At 62.5% G+C, this 15446-nt stretch carries 19 protein-coding genes; 7 read left to right on the top strand and 12 right to left on the bottom strand.

Going from position 1 to position 15446, the window contains the following annotated elements; translation table 11 throughout:
* Entirely contained in the window at nt 1-177 is a 177-nt protein-coding gene (locus tag V4529_11055) for a hypothetical protein (GenBank protein ID MES2358860.1), read from the bottom strand.
* Nucleotides 178-448: 271 nt separating this feature from the next.
* Here V4529_11055 and V4529_11050 point away from each other — a divergent pair, with 271 nt between their 5' ends.
* The 4 genes from V4529_11050 to V4529_11035 are packed head-to-tail and all read left to right on the top strand — an operon-like array spanning nt 449 to nt 2868.
* Entirely contained in the window at nt 449-862 is a 414-nt protein-coding gene (locus V4529_11050; GenBank protein MES2358859.1) for a 6-carboxytetrahydropterin synthase, read from the top strand.
* Nucleotides 852-1496: a GTP cyclohydrolase I FolE gene (gene folE / locus V4529_11045; protein ID MES2358858.1), complete on the top strand. Its 645-nt coding sequence runs from the start codon at nt 852-854 to the stop codon at nt 1494-1496. Before V4529_11050 ends, folE begins: the two co-directional genes overlap by 11 nt.
* Complete coding sequence (locus tag V4529_11040; protein MES2358857.1) at nt 1493-2215, top strand: SDR family oxidoreductase; 723 nt, start codon at nt 1493-1495, stop codon at nt 2213-2215. The genes folE and V4529_11040 overlap by 4 nt, the downstream gene beginning before the upstream one ends.
* 32 nt (nt 2216-2247) lie before the next feature.
* A complete protein-coding gene (locus V4529_11035; protein MES2358856.1) occupies nt 2248-2868 on the top strand; it encodes a hypothetical protein in 621 nt (206 codons plus the stop codon).
* Here the strand turns inward: V4529_11035 and V4529_11030 are convergent.
* Genes V4529_11030 through V4529_11015 form a run of 4 tightly spaced genes read right to left on the bottom strand, consistent with a single transcriptional unit; the run spans nt 2845 to nt 6771 of the window.
* Nucleotides 2845-4698: a long-chain fatty acid--CoA ligase gene (locus tag V4529_11030; GenBank protein ID MES2358855.1), complete on the bottom strand. Its 1854-nt coding sequence runs from the start codon at nt 4696-4698 to the stop codon at nt 2845-2847. The genes V4529_11035 and V4529_11030 overlap by 24 nt on opposite strands.
* Nucleotides 4699-4712: 14 nt before the next feature.
* Entirely contained in the window at nt 4713-5519 is an 807-nt protein-coding gene (locus tag V4529_11025) for a hypothetical protein (GenBank protein MES2358854.1), read from the bottom strand.
* The gene (locus V4529_11020; GenBank protein MES2358853.1) at nt 5512-6282 is read right to left on the bottom strand and encodes a ParA family protein; all 771 of its coding nucleotides are present in this window, start codon (nt 6280-6282) and stop codon (nt 5512-5514) included. The genes V4529_11025 and V4529_11020 overlap by 8 nt, the downstream gene beginning before the upstream one ends.
* Nucleotides 6283-6771, bottom strand: a complete 489-nt coding sequence (locus V4529_11015) for a tetratricopeptide repeat protein (GenBank protein ID MES2358852.1) — start codon at nt 6769-6771, stop codon at nt 6283-6285. It lies immediately after the preceding gene.
* 45 nt (nt 6772-6816) lie between these two features.
* On the opposite strand from V4529_11015, the gene V4529_11010 reads away from it, so the two are divergent.
* A complete protein-coding gene (locus tag V4529_11010; protein ID MES2358851.1) occupies nt 6817-7341 on the top strand; it encodes a phosphoribosyltransferase in 525 nt (174 codons plus the stop codon).
* An 83-nt stretch (nt 7342-7424) separates the two neighbouring features.
* Here V4529_11010 and V4529_11005 read toward each other — a convergent pair whose 3' ends face one another.
* Genes V4529_11005 through V4529_10990 form a run of 4 tightly spaced genes read right to left on the bottom strand, consistent with a single transcriptional unit; the run spans nt 7425 to nt 11348 of the window.
* Entirely contained in the window at nt 7425-7943 is a 519-nt protein-coding gene (locus V4529_11005; protein MES2358850.1) for a hypothetical protein, read from the bottom strand.
* 1 nt (nt 7944) lies between these two features.
* On the bottom strand, nt 7945-10008 hold the full coding sequence (gene ligA / locus V4529_11000) for an NAD-dependent DNA ligase LigA (GenBank protein ID MES2358849.1): 2064 nt from the start codon (nt 10006-10008) through the stop codon (nt 7945-7947).
* Nucleotides 9965-10969 carry a diguanylate cyclase gene (locus V4529_10995; protein ID MES2358848.1) on the bottom strand — a complete coding sequence of 335 codons (1005 nt, stop codon included), beginning with the start codon at nt 10967-10969 and terminating at the stop codon, nt 9965-9967. The genes ligA and V4529_10995 overlap by 44 nt, the downstream gene beginning before the upstream one ends.
* Nucleotides 10959-11348, bottom strand: coding sequence for a response regulator (locus V4529_10990; GenBank protein MES2358847.1), 390 nt, complete (start codon nt 11346-11348; stop codon nt 10959-10961). The genes V4529_10995 and V4529_10990 overlap by 11 nt, the downstream gene beginning before the upstream one ends.
* Before the next feature lie 70 nt (nt 11349-11418).
* Here V4529_10990 and V4529_10985 point away from each other — a divergent pair, with 70 nt between their 5' ends.
* The gene (locus V4529_10985; protein MES2358846.1) at nt 11419-11787 is read left to right on the top strand and encodes a hypothetical protein; all 369 of its coding nucleotides are present in this window, start codon (nt 11419-11421) and stop codon (nt 11785-11787) included.
* An 88-nt stretch (nt 11788-11875) separates the two neighbouring features.
* Here V4529_10985 and V4529_10980 read toward each other — a convergent pair whose 3' ends face one another.
* Nucleotides 11876-12649: a hypothetical protein gene (locus V4529_10980; GenBank protein ID MES2358845.1), complete on the bottom strand. Its 774-nt coding sequence runs from the start codon at nt 12647-12649 to the stop codon at nt 11876-11878.
* A 43-nt stretch (nt 12650-12692) separates the two neighbouring features.
* On the opposite strand from V4529_10980, the gene V4529_10975 reads away from it, so the two are divergent.
* On the top strand, nt 12693-14021 hold the full coding sequence (locus tag V4529_10975; protein ID MES2358844.1) for a thymidine phosphorylase: 1329 nt from the start codon (nt 12693-12695) through the stop codon (nt 14019-14021).
* 6 nt (nt 14022-14027) lie between these two features.
* Here V4529_10975 and V4529_10970 read toward each other — a convergent pair whose 3' ends face one another.
* Nucleotides 14028-14891 (bottom strand): hypothetical protein, encoded by an 864-nt coding sequence (locus tag V4529_10970; protein MES2358843.1) that lies wholly within the window; start codon nt 14889-14891, stop codon nt 14028-14030.
* Entirely contained in the window at nt 14888-15424 is a 537-nt protein-coding gene (locus tag V4529_10965; protein MES2358842.1) for a DUF4402 domain-containing protein, read from the bottom strand. Before V4529_10965 ends, V4529_10970 begins: the two co-directional genes overlap by 4 nt.
* Nucleotides 15425-15446: the final 22 nt, after the last annotated feature.

Below are 15446 nucleotides of genomic sequence, written 5' to 3'. Positions count from 1 at the left end.
TTACTCTTTGCGGCCCGCTGTGGGATATCCGGGTGTGCCGCGGACCACGATTCGATAGAAGAGCAGAAATACTCCCACGGTGAGCAATATGTGCGCCCAGCCCGGCGCATTGAGCGCGAAGGTCCACACACCCCATATCACGAGCATCACCACCGCAACGACAATGCCTAAATCCATGCCCCTCTAGTCCGTTGACCGGATGTGGAACGACCAATAGCTTTCTTCCGTATAAGTTACGCGGTTTTCATCGGAGCGGAGAGCTCAGTTTTTGAGCCGATAAGTCCTTCACGTGGGATCGACAAACTGTGCCGACGTCATGCCCCAGTGCGGGGAAGGCGGAAAGCGTGGGTGAGAGCCTCATTGTTTCGACAGGGCTTCAAAAATCCTCTCCACTCCGACCTCCGTCGTGGCTCGAGCCACGACGGAGGTTTTTGCGTCCGGAGGATGCATGCCAACGGTCACGGTCACCCGGCGACTCAAGTTCAACGCAGCGCACCGCGTCCACAATCCGGCGCTATCCGATGAGGAGAATCGTCGCACCTTCGGCAAGTGCAACAATCCGCACGGCCATGGCCACAATTACACGCTGGACGTCTCGGTAGCGGGTGAAGTGGACCCGAACACGGGCTACGTGTTCGATCTGAGCCGGCTCAAGGATCTGGTCACTCGCGAGGTGGTCGATCTGGTCGATCATCACAACCTGAACGTCGACGTTCCGTTCATGCACGAGGTGATCCCGACCGCAGAGAACATGATCGTTCAGATGTGGCGCATTCTCGAAGGAAAGATCAGGCCGGGCCGGCTGGTTCGGCTGGTACTTTGGGAGACGGAGAACAACTACGTGGAATACGATGGCCACTAACACTGCGATCAACAGGGCATTCGAGCCGGACCCGGATGACATTCTGCCGCCTGGCACGTCCGCAGCTGCGCTGGCTGACTACGAAGACCTCGTGCGAAAGCAGTTGGCTCTGCTGGGCGAGGACGCCAATCGCGAAGGTCTTCTCAAGACGCCTGAGCGTGTAGCGCGCTCGATGGCGTTTCTTACGCACGGCTACGATCAGGATGCGCGAACGGTAATCGGAGACGCAATGTTCGAGGAGGAGCACTCGAACATGATCCTGGTGCGCGACATCGAACTGTACTCGATGTGCGAGCATCACATGCTGCCGTTCTTCGGAAAGGCACACATCGCGTACATACCGGACGGACGAATCGTCGGGCTCTCCAAGCTTGCTCGCGTGGTGGACATCTTCGCTCGCCGGCTGCAGGTGCAGGAGCGTCTGACAGTCGACATCGCGCAAGCCATAACGGATGTGCTCAAACCGCGCGGCGTCGGAGTGGTGATCGAAGCGGCGCACCTGTGCATGATGATGCGTGGCGTACAGAAGCAGAACTCGACCACTGTCACGTCCGCCGTGCTGGGATCGTTTCGTGAGGATCCAAAGACGCGCGACGAGTTCCTGCGCCTGATCCCGAACGGGTCGTCGCTCTGAGCAACCGTCTGGCCGGAAGAAGTGCGCTCGTAACGGGCGCATCGCGCGGCATCGGTGAGGCGATCGCGCGTGCTCTGGCAAGTGACGGAGCGCGAGTTGCGCTCGTTGCACGTACGGAGGATGCCCTCCGACGTCTTGCGGGCGAGATTGGCCACGGCGCATTCGCCGCGCCATGTGACGTTACCAATGAGACGTCGGTGCGCGGGATGGCCGAGCGTGTGGAGACCGAGCTGGGAGGCGCGCCCGACCTCGTCGTGAACAATGCGGGGGTCTTTCAGGTCGCCGCGATTACGGAGATGCCGATGCGGTTGTTCAGCGACGTACTCGGCACCAATCTGTTTGGCCCGTTTCTGATCGTACACGCGTTTGCGGCGAAGATGAAACAGCGTGGAAGCGGGCACTTCGTCAGCCTGGGCTCGATCGCGGACCGCGGAATCTTTCCAGAGAATGGTGCGTACGCGCCGGCCAAGTACGCGTTGCGTGCCATGCACGAGGTGCTTCGCCTGGAGCTGAAGGGCTCTGGCGTCCGCGCGACGCTCGTTTCACCGGGACCGGTCAATACGGACATGTGGGATGGAATCACGTTCAGCGGACCCGAACGGATCGTGCCGGATCGCGGTGCGATGCTCACGCCGAGCGACGTGGCCTCCGCGGTGTTGTACGCAGTGACGCAGCCAGCAACCGTCAACGTCGACGAGTTGCGGCTGTCGCACTCGTAATGCACGCCTAACACGCTGGAACTGATTGCCGGATGTTCATCGAGCTACTGGATGGGTTGCGCTGCACTGCCGACCATCCTCAGATCCCGCTGGTTGCGGCAATACTTCAACGCGACGAGCGCCTGGTCGTGCAGGGGTTACTCGGCTGCCCCACGTGCCGCCGCGAATACGAGATCGAGGACGGTGAAGTGTGGTTCCGCGACCGGAGTGCCGGAGCCGTCACCGGGGAGTTGTTGCCACGCGATGATGAAGGCGCGATCCGAGTCGGCGCATTCCTCGCGGTTGCCGACGGAGCAACGATCGCGCTCGTGGGTGACTGGGCGCGGTACGCGATCGAGCTTGCGGAGCTGGTTGGATTGCGCGCTTATGCCGTCAACCCGCAAGAACCGATTGGGGAGTCGGAGCGAGTTGGAACGCTTTACTCCGATAACCGCCTACCCGTTACCGACGGCTCGCTCCGTGGTGTCGCGATCGATGACTCGGGCTGGTCTGGGAATGAGTTGAGGCTTGCCGCGCGCGCTCTCTCGCCCGGCGGGCGGATGGTCGCGCCTGCAATGCTGCCAGTCCCAGCGGAGATGGAAGAGATTGCGCGTGACGATCACTGGTGGATCGGTGAGAAGCGTGGTCCGCTAGTGGCGCTCCACCGGCGCTGATCCAGTCGCCTCCACCTCGGAATAGACAGCGTCGATCAGATGCTTGTAATGATCGTCGATCACACGTCGCTTGACCTTGAGCGTCGGCGTAAGCTCGCCGCGATCCACGGAGAAATCCTGCGGGACCAGCGTGACCTTCTTGGGTGTCTCGAAGTGCGCGAGATCGCCAAGGCTGGATAGCGTCTCTCGCTCCATCTTGGCGCGCACTTCCGGAAGCGCGATCAGCGTTTCATGGTCCGAAAAGACGAGTCCCTTGTAGCGCGCCCACTTTTCCAACTGGTCGAAATCCGGAACCACCAGTGCCATGGGAAATTTGCGCCGGTCGCCTATGAGCACCGCTTCCGCGACGAATTTGCTGCGTTTCATCAGCGTTTCGATCGGCTGCGGCGCGATGTTCTTTCCGCCAGCCGTAACCAGCAGCTCCTTCTTGCGATCCGTGATGGTAAGGAAGCCGTCGTTCAGCACGCCGATGTCGCCGGTGTGAAACCATCCGCCGGAATCGATCGCTTCCTTCGTCATCGACGGCTTGTTGTAGTAGCCCACCATCACGTTGGGACCCTGCACCAGAATCTCGCCGTCTTCGGCGATGGAGATCGACACTCCCGGAATAGCCATGCCTACGGTTCCGATACGGAACGCGCTTGGCGTGTTCACGGCGACGACAGGCGAGGTTTCCGTGAGGCCGTAGCCTTCGAGGATAGTGAGACCGGCAGCGTAGAAGAACTTGTTGATTTCTGCGGAGAGGGGCGCACCGCCGGATACCATGTATCTCAGCCGTCCGCCCGTGCGCGTCCTGAGCTTGGAGAAGACGAGCCGCTGCGCGAGCGAGTATTTCAGCGCCAGGCCACCGCGCGGTGTGTCACCGGCAAGCTTCACGTCCGCCCACCTGTCGCCTGTCGCGCGGGCCCAGAGGAAGATTCGCTTCTTGACCGCCCCGCCAGTCATTCCGGTCTCGACAACGCGTCCGTACATCTTTTCATAGAGGCGCGGGACAGATATCATGAGTGTCGGACGCACTTCGAGCATGTTGTCCGGCACTGTCGCCGTGGATTCCGCATATGCAATGGAAGTTCCGGTCGCGAACATCAGATAGTGTCCGGCCATACGCTCCAGGATGTGCGACAGCGGGAGGAAGCTGAGTGCAACGTCATTGCCGACGAACGGGATCATCTCGCGCGATGCAGCGACGTTTGAATGGATGTTGTCGTGCGTCAGCATGACGCCCTTCGGCTCGCCGGTGGTACCCGAGGTATAGAGGAAGGTCGCTATGTCGTTGGGGCGTACCTGCAAGGCGTGCTCACGGTGGCGCGCGGCGGCGTCGGGCGGCTCGTCTTCCGCGCCGCGTCGCTCGAATTCGGCCATGCTGAAATCCGCCAGACCCGACTCCACGGAATCGAAGCTTATGACGGATCTGAGCGTGGGAAGTTGATGGCGTATGGTCGCAACCTTCTGGGCCTGTTCCGCAGTCGAGACGAAGATCGCCATGGCACCCGAATCCTTCAGGATGTACGCGATCTGCGAATCCGGTAGCGTGGGGTAGATCGCAACATCGGTCACGCCTGTCGTAAGGCACGCAAAATCGGCGATCGCCCATTCCGGACGGTTCTCGGAAAGTATCGCGACACGGTCGCCCGGTTTCGCTCCCATCCATTGCAGTGCGTACGCGACGTGGCGCACACGCTCCAGCATGGCGCGATGCGAAATGGGTTCGTAGCGCCCTCCGATCTTCACCTGCAGCGCGTCCGGCTTGTCGTACCGCTCGATCGCCTGAAAGAACAACTGATTCAGGGTACCGGGCTCCGGGCGTGGTCCACCGTTTACCACGAGCATCTATGGCTCCAGTCTTACGGGTGCGGCTTCACCTTGAGTACAAACCGAACGGGTGCGCCGGCGACGGCAACACCACGGTAACGTACCGTGGCGATCACCACTACGGAATCGTTGACACTCGTGAGACTCAAGGGCCGAAGCCGGATTCGTCGCTGCGAAGTACCGGTTGCGTCAGTCGTGTCCACGGTCGATTTCCGCCCACCGTCGCGCGTAACCAGCTGCGCCAGAAGCGTATCGCTGGGATATGCGATTCGGTAGCTCACGATATATGAGCGCACCGGCAGTGGCGTCGAGACCGGAACACGGTGGCCCACTTGCAGTGTCAGGGGATTCGAGATGTTGGCCGTCGTATCCGTGAGAGAATACAGCAGCGAATCGGTGGTGCTGGTGGTGCTCACGGTGTCCGGCAGCGGAACGATATACAGAGTGTCGGGCGCGGACTGCAGCGCGCCAGAGACTGCGATGATCCTTACAGGAGTACTGCGCGCCGTGTCTGCCACGACGTATCCGGTTACACTGTCCACCCTTGCGCCTGCGTCGGGTGTGCGAAACCTCACCGCAATCGACGAGAGCGCGCTTCCCTCGATGTTGAATACGGAACCGTGCAGCGGACGCGCAACCCCGAGCGAATCGCGCAGAGAGTCGTTCGCCACGATCGAGGGGAATGGCAGTGTGTCGATAGCGATCGCCGCGGCGAATTTCGGATCGGTGTTGATCTCCGCGCACGCGCCCGCTCCCAGTACGGCTGCTGAGAGCAGCAGCGCGATCAACGCGGGAATACCACGGTTGCGTGGCATCGCCTTGCGGACCAGCTCAGCCATCCATTCGCTCGACGAGCGAAGTCGCGATGTTGATGTATGCCTGCGCCGCGGCGTCCGCGGGGCTGCGCGTCACTACAGGCTGGCCGGCGGCGAACGCATCCGCCGCTGCAACTGTGCGCGGCACGAGCTGGCGGAAAACAATATTCGCGGGCAGGTGTTGCCGAACGTACTCGACGACGCGCTCGCTGGCAGGATTGTTGGGCTCGTACATCGTCAGAATGAGCCCGTCCAGTATCAACTGCTCGTTGAGTTCGACGACGCTCTGAATCCCGCGAAGGATCTGCGGCGTCGTCTGCAACGCAAGCGGCTCGCACTGCAGCGGCACCACTACGTGCTGGCTGCCGAGCAGTACCTTGTGCGTGATGGGACCGAGCCCGGGGGGCGTGTCGACCACTACGATGTGACAGCGCTGGCGCGCCGTTTCCAACAGCTCGGGAAGCAACTCCGAGTCCGCGACCAGACTCTGATATGCGAGGTGATCGGCTTCGTCACTGACCGTACCCGCGAGAATCACACGCAGCCACGGCAGCATCGTCGGAAGAATCACGTCGCGCAGCGCACACTCGCCGCTCAGATAGTCGGCGAAGCCGTAGACTGAGTGGTCCTTGCGAAGCCCAACGCCGTAACGAACGGCGCCTTGCGGATCCACGTCGATGATGAGCGTCTTGAGTCCGCGCCGCGCGAATGCCGCGGCCAGATTCACCGCGGTGGTCGTCTTGCCGACGCCACCTTTCTGGCTGACGACGGCGAGAACTGAACCCACTTATTCCGGGTCCTCTGGCGGCTGATCCATCGTCAGATCAGCATCCACGGAATCGGTCGTCACTTCGCCATCGCTGGTCCGCAACGTATCCAGCGTTTCTCTCGCATGCGTGACCCAGCGCGTGGCTTCGGGACTCTTGGGTGCGTCGAGCAGAAACGCGTCGAGATGATATGCTGCGTCTGCGATGTCACCGCGCTTTAGCAACAGAAAGGCCAGTCCGTAGTGCGCTCCCGCCAGCCGCGGCTCGATGTGCAGCGCGCCACGGTAACAGCGGATTGCCTGCTCCGGCTGGCCGACCTTGGTGTAGGCAATCGCCATGTTCTGGAGCACCTTGAAATTGCTCGGCTGGTCCCGCATTGCGAGACGATACGACGTCAGGGCCGCGTCGAAATCGCCCTGACGCTCGAGCGCGAGGGCCTCGCTCAAGTAGTCCAGCTTTTGTGGCTTCTGTGTTGCAGTTTTTCCTGTCAGCCGGCTCCAGAACGACATTAGGGGAAGCTATCGAGGACGCACCGTTCGGGCTAGCTTGCTATCATGCCTCGACGCACATCCATCGATCCGGCGCGCGGGGTCCTCGTGGTAGAGTGGCCCCTCTTCGGCGAGCTTTCCCGCGGACTTGCCCTCAAGGTCGCGCGCGCGTACCAGCCGGACATCGTCGTGGGAGTCGCCACGGCGGGAGTCGTGCCTGGCGCTGTCGTGGCCGCCATGCTGGGCCGCGACTTTCATTCGATTCTGGTGAGCCGGAAATATCACTCCGAAGTCATCCGCGAAACGCCCGCTGTCTTTGGCGAGGCGCCGCCGCAGGCGCTGAATCGCCGAGTGCTGGTGGTGGATGAGACGTGCGACGGGGGCGACACGCTACGGTTGGCGATAGCAGCCTTGCATCATGTGGGCGCGGTCGAGGTGAGAACGGCTGTTTGCTTCCGAACGGGGAGCTACGAGCCGGATTACCACGCACTCGCGACCGAGAGTGCCGTGGTGCTGCCGTGGGATCGCGAAGTAATCGTCGATGGAACGCTCGTTCCAAATCCGGTCTATCGGGAGCTGTTGAACGGCTAGGGGGACGGAGTAGGGACGGAGTAGGGACGGACTCCGGAGGAACTTTCTGCCGGGGGGACGGACCCCGTCCCCCGCACCACTTGCTACGAATTCTCCGCGTACTTCGCGCCGATCATGTCCACATTTCCTGCCAGAAAGCGGCATTTCTCACTGTCCGTCGCCGGCCCCTCGACTTCGAGCACCGCGACCGGATAGTCGGCGAACTTGCCTAGGAACGCTCCGATGATACCGACCGTCAGGTGACAGCCGCGAGGGTCGGGCTGGTCGTCGACGTGTGCTTCCCAGCAGCCGGTGATCTCGACCGCGCAGAAGGCCCCATCGGCTTCGGAAAACGACGTCTGGCCCCAGCCGGACTGAGTCCAGAATTCACCGGCCCGCTGGAAGAACCGCTGGATTTCGAGTTCCTGCGGGTCGACGTTGTCCTTTGCCTGGACGAACGCTGCGAAGGCGTCGTACATCGCGTCACCGCCAGCGAAGGCGGCATCCCGTAGCGCGAAGACGGTGTCGAGGTCCGGTCGCGTGAGCATGGCCTTCCGGAGCGCCAGGAGCGCACGGGGCGGGACTGATAGAAGCGGCGGATTGTTGATATTGGTCTCGTTCACTCTATTGCCCGATCCGGTTGAACAGCTCGCTCTCGTCTATTATCGGAACGCCGAGCGCATTGGCCTTGTCTAATTTGCTTCCCGGCTCCGTCCCTGCAAGCACGAACGTCGTCGCCTTGGAAACCGAGCTGGTCACTCGGCCCCCATTTTCCTCGATCAGGGCGGCCGCCTGCGACCGCGATAGCGTCGGGAGTGTGCCTGTGATCACCACCGTCTGACCCGTAAGCGCGCCGGAGGCGGCCACGTGGGTCGGCTCGTCCAGCTTCACTCCGGCGCGCTCGAGCCTGGTCATCAACGACCGGACGGATGGATCGTGAAAGAAGCTCGCGACCGACTGGGCGATCACATCTCCGAGTCCACGAATGGCCTCGATCTGCTCGGCGCTAGCTGAGGACAACGCCTTCAACGAGCCGAAGTGCCGCGCGAGCAGACGCGCCGCAGTCTCGCCGACGTGCGGAATACCGAGACCGGTGAGGAGACGCGACAGTGGTTGTGATCTGGATGCGGAGATCGCTCCTATCAGTGACGTCGCGCTTTTCTTCTGATAACCGTCCAGTGCAAGAAGGTCGTCGACGCCGAGGGTGTAGAGATCGGCGACATCATGTACGAGATCCGCGTCCAGCAACTGCTCGATGCGCGCGTATGAGAGACCGCGAATGTCCATTGCACCGCGCGAGGCGAAATACACGATCGACTCCAGTTGGCGGCCCGGACAGGCGACGTTGGGGCAGTAGATCGCCGCGAGATCAGCATCCCGCTGTACAGGCGTGTTGCAGATCGGACAGCGTGAAGGCATGCGCCACTCGCGCTCGCTTCCGGAGCGTCGCTCGGGCACAGGGCCGATCACCTGCGGGATCACGTCGCCGGCGCGCTTGACCTGCACAACGTCGCCCACGCGCAGGTCCTTGTCGCGAATGAGTTGCTCGTTGTGCAGCGTAGCGAGTCGCACGGTGGTGCCGCCGATCTCCACAGCTTCGAGAACTGCGTACGGATTCAACTGGCCCGTGCGTCCTACGTTGACTTCGATCGCAGTGAGACGCGTCTCCGCAATGTCGGGTGCAAACTTCCGCGCGATCGCCCAGCGCGGCTCCCGTCCGCCGACAACGCCGAGGTCGTCCTGCAACCGAAGCGAATCGACCTTGACGACGCCGCCGTCGATCGCGAAGTTGAGCTCGGCGCGCAGCTCGTGTTCGACGCGATGAGCCCAGGCCGTTACCTCTTCCATCGTGCGACAGCGCAATGCGTGCGGCGCGACTGGAATGCCCCACGTTCGAAGTGCACCGAGCAGCTCGGATTGCGTCTTGAAGGGAAGCTTCGCCGGGTCGTCGAATGCAACGGCGTAGCCAAAGAACCGAAGCGGGCGCGATGCGGTGATGGCTGGATCGAGCTGTCTGAGACTGCCAGCGGATGCGTTGCGCGGGTTTGCGAATACCGGTTCTCCGGCGGCGACCCGCGCTTCGTTCATGCGCTCGAACTGATCGAATGGAAAGTAGATCTCGCCGCGAATCTCGACGCGGCCGCGCGGCGCGTTGGTAAGACGCAGCGGCACGTCGCGTACGGTGCGAATGTTGGCGGTGACGTCCTCGCCTATGGTTCCGTTGCCGCGCGTCGCACCGACGACGAGTAATCCATCCTCGTACGTAAGACTCACCGCCGCGCCGTCGATCTTGAGCTCTGCCGAATAGCCCGCTCGCGCGATGTCGTCGCCCGCGATGCGGATGAGGCGATCCTCCCACGCGCGCAGTTCATCATCGTCGAACGCGTTGGCGAGCGATAGCATTGGCACTGCGTGCGTGTGCTTGACGAGCGCACTCTGCACTTCCGCGCCCACGCGACGCGTCGGCGAATCGGCACTGCGCAACTCCGGGTACGCGGTTTCGATCTGCTGGAGCTCGCGAAACAGCCGGTCGTATTCAGCATCGCTGAGCTCGGGCTTGTCGAGCACGTAGTACTCGTGCGATGCCCGGTTGAGGATCTCACGCAGCGACTTGGCGCGGGCGGATGGAGAATCCTCGCCCTTGCTAGCTTGCCCGGTCTGTCGTTCCGTTTTTCGAGATATGCTCATTGAACTCGCGGCTGTCGAATCGCACTACGCGGTTCCTTCCGGTTTCCTTCGCGACGTACAGTGCGTCGTCAGCGGCCTTGATGAGCGCCTCCTGATCGGCGATGAGCGGGTGTGGCCATGCAGCAACGCCACAACTCATCGTGCGGTGCAACGTCTGTCCATCACCGTAGGTGAACTCGCGTTTTTCCACGCATTCCCGAATGCGTTCCGCGAATGTTACTGCCGCATCGAGGACGGTGCCAGGGAGCAGCAGTACAAATTCCTCTCCGCCGTAGCGGCCAACCCTGTCCACCTCGCGCGCCTCGCTCACCAGCAGGTGCGCGAACTGCTGGAGCACGACGTCGCCGACCTGATGTCCGTACTCGTCGTTCACCCGCTTGAAGTGATCGATGTCGCACATCACGAGCGAGAGGGGCTCGTGAAGGCGCTGTGAATGCTCCCACATGTCATGCAGGCGCTCCTCCAGTGCGCGACGATTCGCAACGCCGGTGAGTACGTCGGTGCTGGACAGCACGAGCAGTTGTGCGTTTGCGGCGGACAGCTCGCGCTCACGCTGCTGCAGCGCTGACTGGAGCGTCTGGATACGAAGCAGCGATCGCACGCGCGCGTCCAGCTCACGAAAGTTGACCGGCTTCGCGATGTAGTCGTCAGCGCCCGCCTCGAAGCCCTGCACCATGCTCTCGGTGGAATCGAGAGCGGTTTGCATTATCACCGGAATGAAGGGGAGGGACTCGTCGCTCTTTATTCGGCGAGCGACTTCGAAGCCATCGATCTTCGGCATCATCACGTCGAGCAGTATCAGGTCGGGCGGCGGCGAGGTGTATACCCGTGCCAGCGCCGCCTCTCCGTCGGCGGCCTCTTCGACTATGTATCCGCGCGCTTCCAACCGCGCGCGCAACAACTGAATGTTATCCGGGTGGTCGTCTACGACGAGGATGCGCTTGGTCTGCTCATCCGGCATCAGGCCGACCAAGGAAGCGCTGAACTTCGGCGACAACTGCGCGAGGCTCACAGGGCTTGGCAAGATAGCCATCGCATCCAACTTCCATCGCCTTCTCGCGGTCAGAGGCCAGCGCGTGAGCTGTGAGCGCGATGATGGGGATGTGCCTGGTCGCGGGGTCGTGCTTCAGCACCTGCGTGGCCTCCCAACCGTCGATTACGGGTATGGAAATGTCCATCAGGACGAGATCGGGTTGCTGGGCTCGCGCCTTTGCGATGCCCTCCTCTCCGTTCAGCGCCTCGATGACACTATAGCCGAAATGCTTGAGAATCGTCGAGTAGACGATCCGGTTGTCTTCGTTGTCTTCTACGAGTAACACTAACTTTCCAGATTCGCTCATCCACTCCTCGCACGGGTATTGCACGCCGTCTCAAGCAAGATTCTTACCAGCTTCAGTTCTCACAAGACTAATGGATACTATTCACGACTCACCCGAAGAAACATTTGGCGCACGTTCGCGGCGCTTCTGGAGGCCCAAACTCAGCCGCAAAAAGAGCGCTGACGCCACCAATATTCCACGCGGCCGCCCATTCAAGCGCGAAGCCGACTGGCGCTCGGTCGCCCTGGTCGCTGCAGGGGTTGCCGCTGGCGTGGTACTCGGCGCCGGCATTGCACTTCTGGTCGCTCCGCAGTCGGGGGCCCATACCAGGCTGGCCCTGAGTCGTGAGCTCCGGCGTCGCCGCCCATGGCGCCGCAGTCCATGGGAGCAACTCGGCAAGGAGTTGAACAGGGCGGCGCGGACGCGCGCCGGCCAACGTCGTCCGGCCGACGTCGCATAAGGCGGTTTCAGCGAACGGCATTCGGGGCGGACGGGTTCCCGCTTTCGCGGCCATCGACGGGCCGCCCTGTGCCGCAGCACCAACCTCGTCACTGCAGCTTTTTCAACGCCTCAGCCGCTTCGGCCTTGTACTTCGGGTCGTTGTAGTCGACAAGCTCGCCTGACAGGACGGCCTGATATTCCGTTTTCGCGAGTGAGGGGAGACCCATGTCGACGTACACCTTTGCGAGGTCAAGGCGATGCACGATCCGGCGTGGATCGTTGGTCACGGCCTGCTCCAGATAGCTCCGCGCGTTGGCCCAGCTTGCCTGGCTGAAGACCTGACCTCCGAGGAAGTTGCGCGCGATCATGCGCGTGAAGCCGTTGAGGCGCATTACTTCGGCGTTCCATACTCCCATTACGTGCAGGCATCCGGCATGCTTTGGCTCGATCCTGAGACACTCGAGTGCCTGGTCGCGCACCTTGCCTGCGTATTTCACGCGATCGCGGGCGCCAAGTGTGAGCGCCATGCGTCCGAGCGCTTCGGCCGATACGAAGTGGCCATCTGCGCCGGAGGGGTTGACCTGAATGGCGTGAGCCGCCTCGTCCTGCGCCGCCTTGTACATGGCGCTCCGCTTGCCCGCGTCTGATTCGCTCAGTGCGAGGTCCACCTGCGAGCGAGCTGCACGCCACGACGCGTCATAATTGTTCGGCTCGATTGCGAGCGCTTTTTGATACGCTTCCAGTGCCGCGGTCGCGTTGCGGGCATCGTAGGCCGAATCGCCACGAGCTACCCACGTAACCGCAGACTGGGCGCCGGCCGAAAGTCCCGGGATGGCCAGGGACAGGGCGATCAATCCCGTGGTGGCAAGCTTACGAACCATGATTGGCATCTCCAAGAGCGTAAACGTTGCTTAGAATACCCCGATGATCGTTCCACGGCTTATCGAGCGCAAGCGCGACGGCGACAAACTTACGTCGTCCGAATGGCGCGAGCTCATTCATGCGTATTCGGCAGGCGACGTGCCGGATTATCAGATGTCGGCGCTGTTGATGGCGGTCTTCTTCCGCGGCATGTCTCGTACCGAAACCGACGCGCTGACCGATGCGATGCTCAGCAGCGGCGCCAGGCTGGATCTGTCGGACATGGCCATCCCCCGACTCGACAAGCATTCGACGGGCGGCGTGGGCGACAAGGTGTCGCTCGTGCTTGCCCCCCTTATAGCCGAGCTTGGCGTGGCGGTGCCCATGATGTCGGGGCGCGGGCTGGGACACACGGGCGGCACGCTGGACAAGCTGGAATCGATCCCCGGATTCCGGACCGACCTGTCTCTTGCGGCCGCACGTGCGCAGCTGGACCGCATCGGCTGTGCGCTCATCGGGCAGACCGGTGAGATCGCCCCTGCGGACCGCAAGTTGTACGCGCTCCGCGACGCAACCGGAACTGTCGAGGCGATACCGCTCATCTCGGCCAGCATAATGAGCAAGAAGCTCGCCGAGGGACTGACGGGTCTGGTACTCGATATCAAGAGTGGCAGCGGTGCGTTTCTCCCCGAGCTGGATCGCGAGATCGAGCTCGCGAAGACGATGATCGAGCTGGGCGCCGATCGCGGCTGTCCCGTGGTCGCGCTAGTCACAGCAATGGACCGTCCGCTCGGTGACGCGTGCGGCAATGCGATGGAGGTGCGCGAGGCGATCGAGTTTCTGCGCGGCCATCCGCCCGAGGATCTCGCGGCGGTAACGTATGCGCTTGGCGCGGAGATGCTGCTGCTCGCCGGCGTCGCAACAACGCATCAGGATGCTCAACTGCAGATGCGCGAAGCGATCAGGAGCGGCAGGGCTGCAGAGCGCTTCCGAGCCATAGTCGCGGCGCAGGGCGGCGATCCACGCGTCGTCGACGATGTATCACTGCTTCCGTCGTCGCCACTTCGTGCTGAGTACCGTGCATCGCGCGACGGAATCGTGCAGCGCGTGGAGCCGCGTGCCATTGGTCATGGTGTGGTCGCGCTTGGCGGCGGCCGGCGCGCAATGCACGATGTCGTCGATCCGGCCGTCGGCTTCGACATAATGGTGAAGCCGAACGCGGCCGTTACGGAAGGCGACGTGATTGCATTCATTCACGCTGCGGACGATGCCGGCGTGGCGATCGGCCGCAGCGTGCTCGACGCTGCGATCTCGATTGGTGATGCGCCGGTTGATGTCCTGCCGCTGGTGTCGCATCGAATAACGTCGGATGCTGTCGAGCGGCTTCAGTAAGCAGCGTCACGGCGCTTCGTCTCTCCTTGCGGCAAGGATGGCCGCAACGGGGTTTGCCTGGAGCAGCATGTTGCGCGGTACGTCATGCCGATCTGTGGAAAGCGACACGGCGACGGAATTCCCGTCGAGCGAAGCTTCGGGCGGAATTGGGATCGTCCAGCGCGGCCGCATGGTGCGATACACCGCGATCTGACGATCGGCGGTCGCGACGAGATGGCCCGCGGAGTCGTGCACGATGAGGTGAGCGACACCGATGAATGCACCGTTGCCGTTCCGCGTGAGCGTCGCGCGCACGTCGATCACACCGCGTCGTGCGACGGCCTCAACCGATCCGATCGCGACTCCGGTGGAAACCATACCCTTGCGGAAGAATACCGGGAGAACCGTCGCGGTCTCCAGTGCGATATGCAGCCGCGGTGCGGTCGTATCGGCCGTATCGATTGAAATGGGCGGTGCGTCGTCTCGCGCGTGAACGGTAATGCGGGCCCAGTACTCACCGTCGGCAAGTATTGCTGGCGGTCGCGCGAGGAGCCGAACGGTGCGGGTCGCACCAGGCTTCAGCACAAACCGACTGGGATATGGAATGATCCATCCGGCCGCGCTTGCGTTGTCCGGCTCGTCGTTCAGCTCGACGCGCAGCTGTCCTGCCGAATCCGTGGTCGCGTAACCAAAGCGCAGATCGACGCTGAACTCCGCACGCGTTGCGTGCGGGTTCAGCACCGTTATCTCTCCGGCGGGACGGGCCGGCGTCAACACGACCATGTGCGGATCGACGCCTATTCCGGCAACCTGCGCACCGGCGAGCCTGCCGAGTGCGCACCACGCGACTCCGGTCTTGGCCGCTCGGCCACCGACGAGACGCAGCCTCACAGATCGGAATACGCGACCGTAATCTGGCCGGTGCCCGTGTAGGCCGTGGTGGGTTGGGCTGCGGAGGCCTGCACCGTCGCGCCGATTCCGAAGTACAACTTCGTCGTACCGGCAAACGTCTGAAAGTGCGCCGCGATCGGGTCGCTCGTACCGGAGTTGAAGGTGACCGGTGTTCCGGTCAGCGTTGGGCTGTCGCCGAGGAGGTAGGTCCAGTTCGTGACCGGCAGGTTGGTTCCGGCCGGCGGATTGAGCTGCGACGGCATCGATAGCGTCACGGTGACTGCGGAGCCGCCCTGGCCGATCAGCTCGAAGCGGCCACCAGTCGCCGCGCTCGGAGCGATGGTCTTGGTAGTGGCCGTGAGCATGCGGCCGAAATCGAGTGCGTGTGTTACGATGAGCTGGAGCGGTGCCACGACCTGTGCGGTGATGGCGATCGAGCCCGACGCGCTGGACTGCGCATGGGCCGGCGTTGCGATTACCGTGGCGGCGATCAACTGCGCCGCGAGCAACGTTCGGCGAATTACTCTCTGCATTATGACACTCCTGCCGCATCAG

It is taken from the genome of Gemmatimonadota bacterium, from assembly GCA_040388625.1.
GTDB lineage: Bacteria > Gemmatimonadota > Gemmatimonadetes > Gemmatimonadales > Gemmatimonadaceae > Fen-1247.
This window is presented reverse-complemented; position numbering and strand designations above follow the sequence as displayed.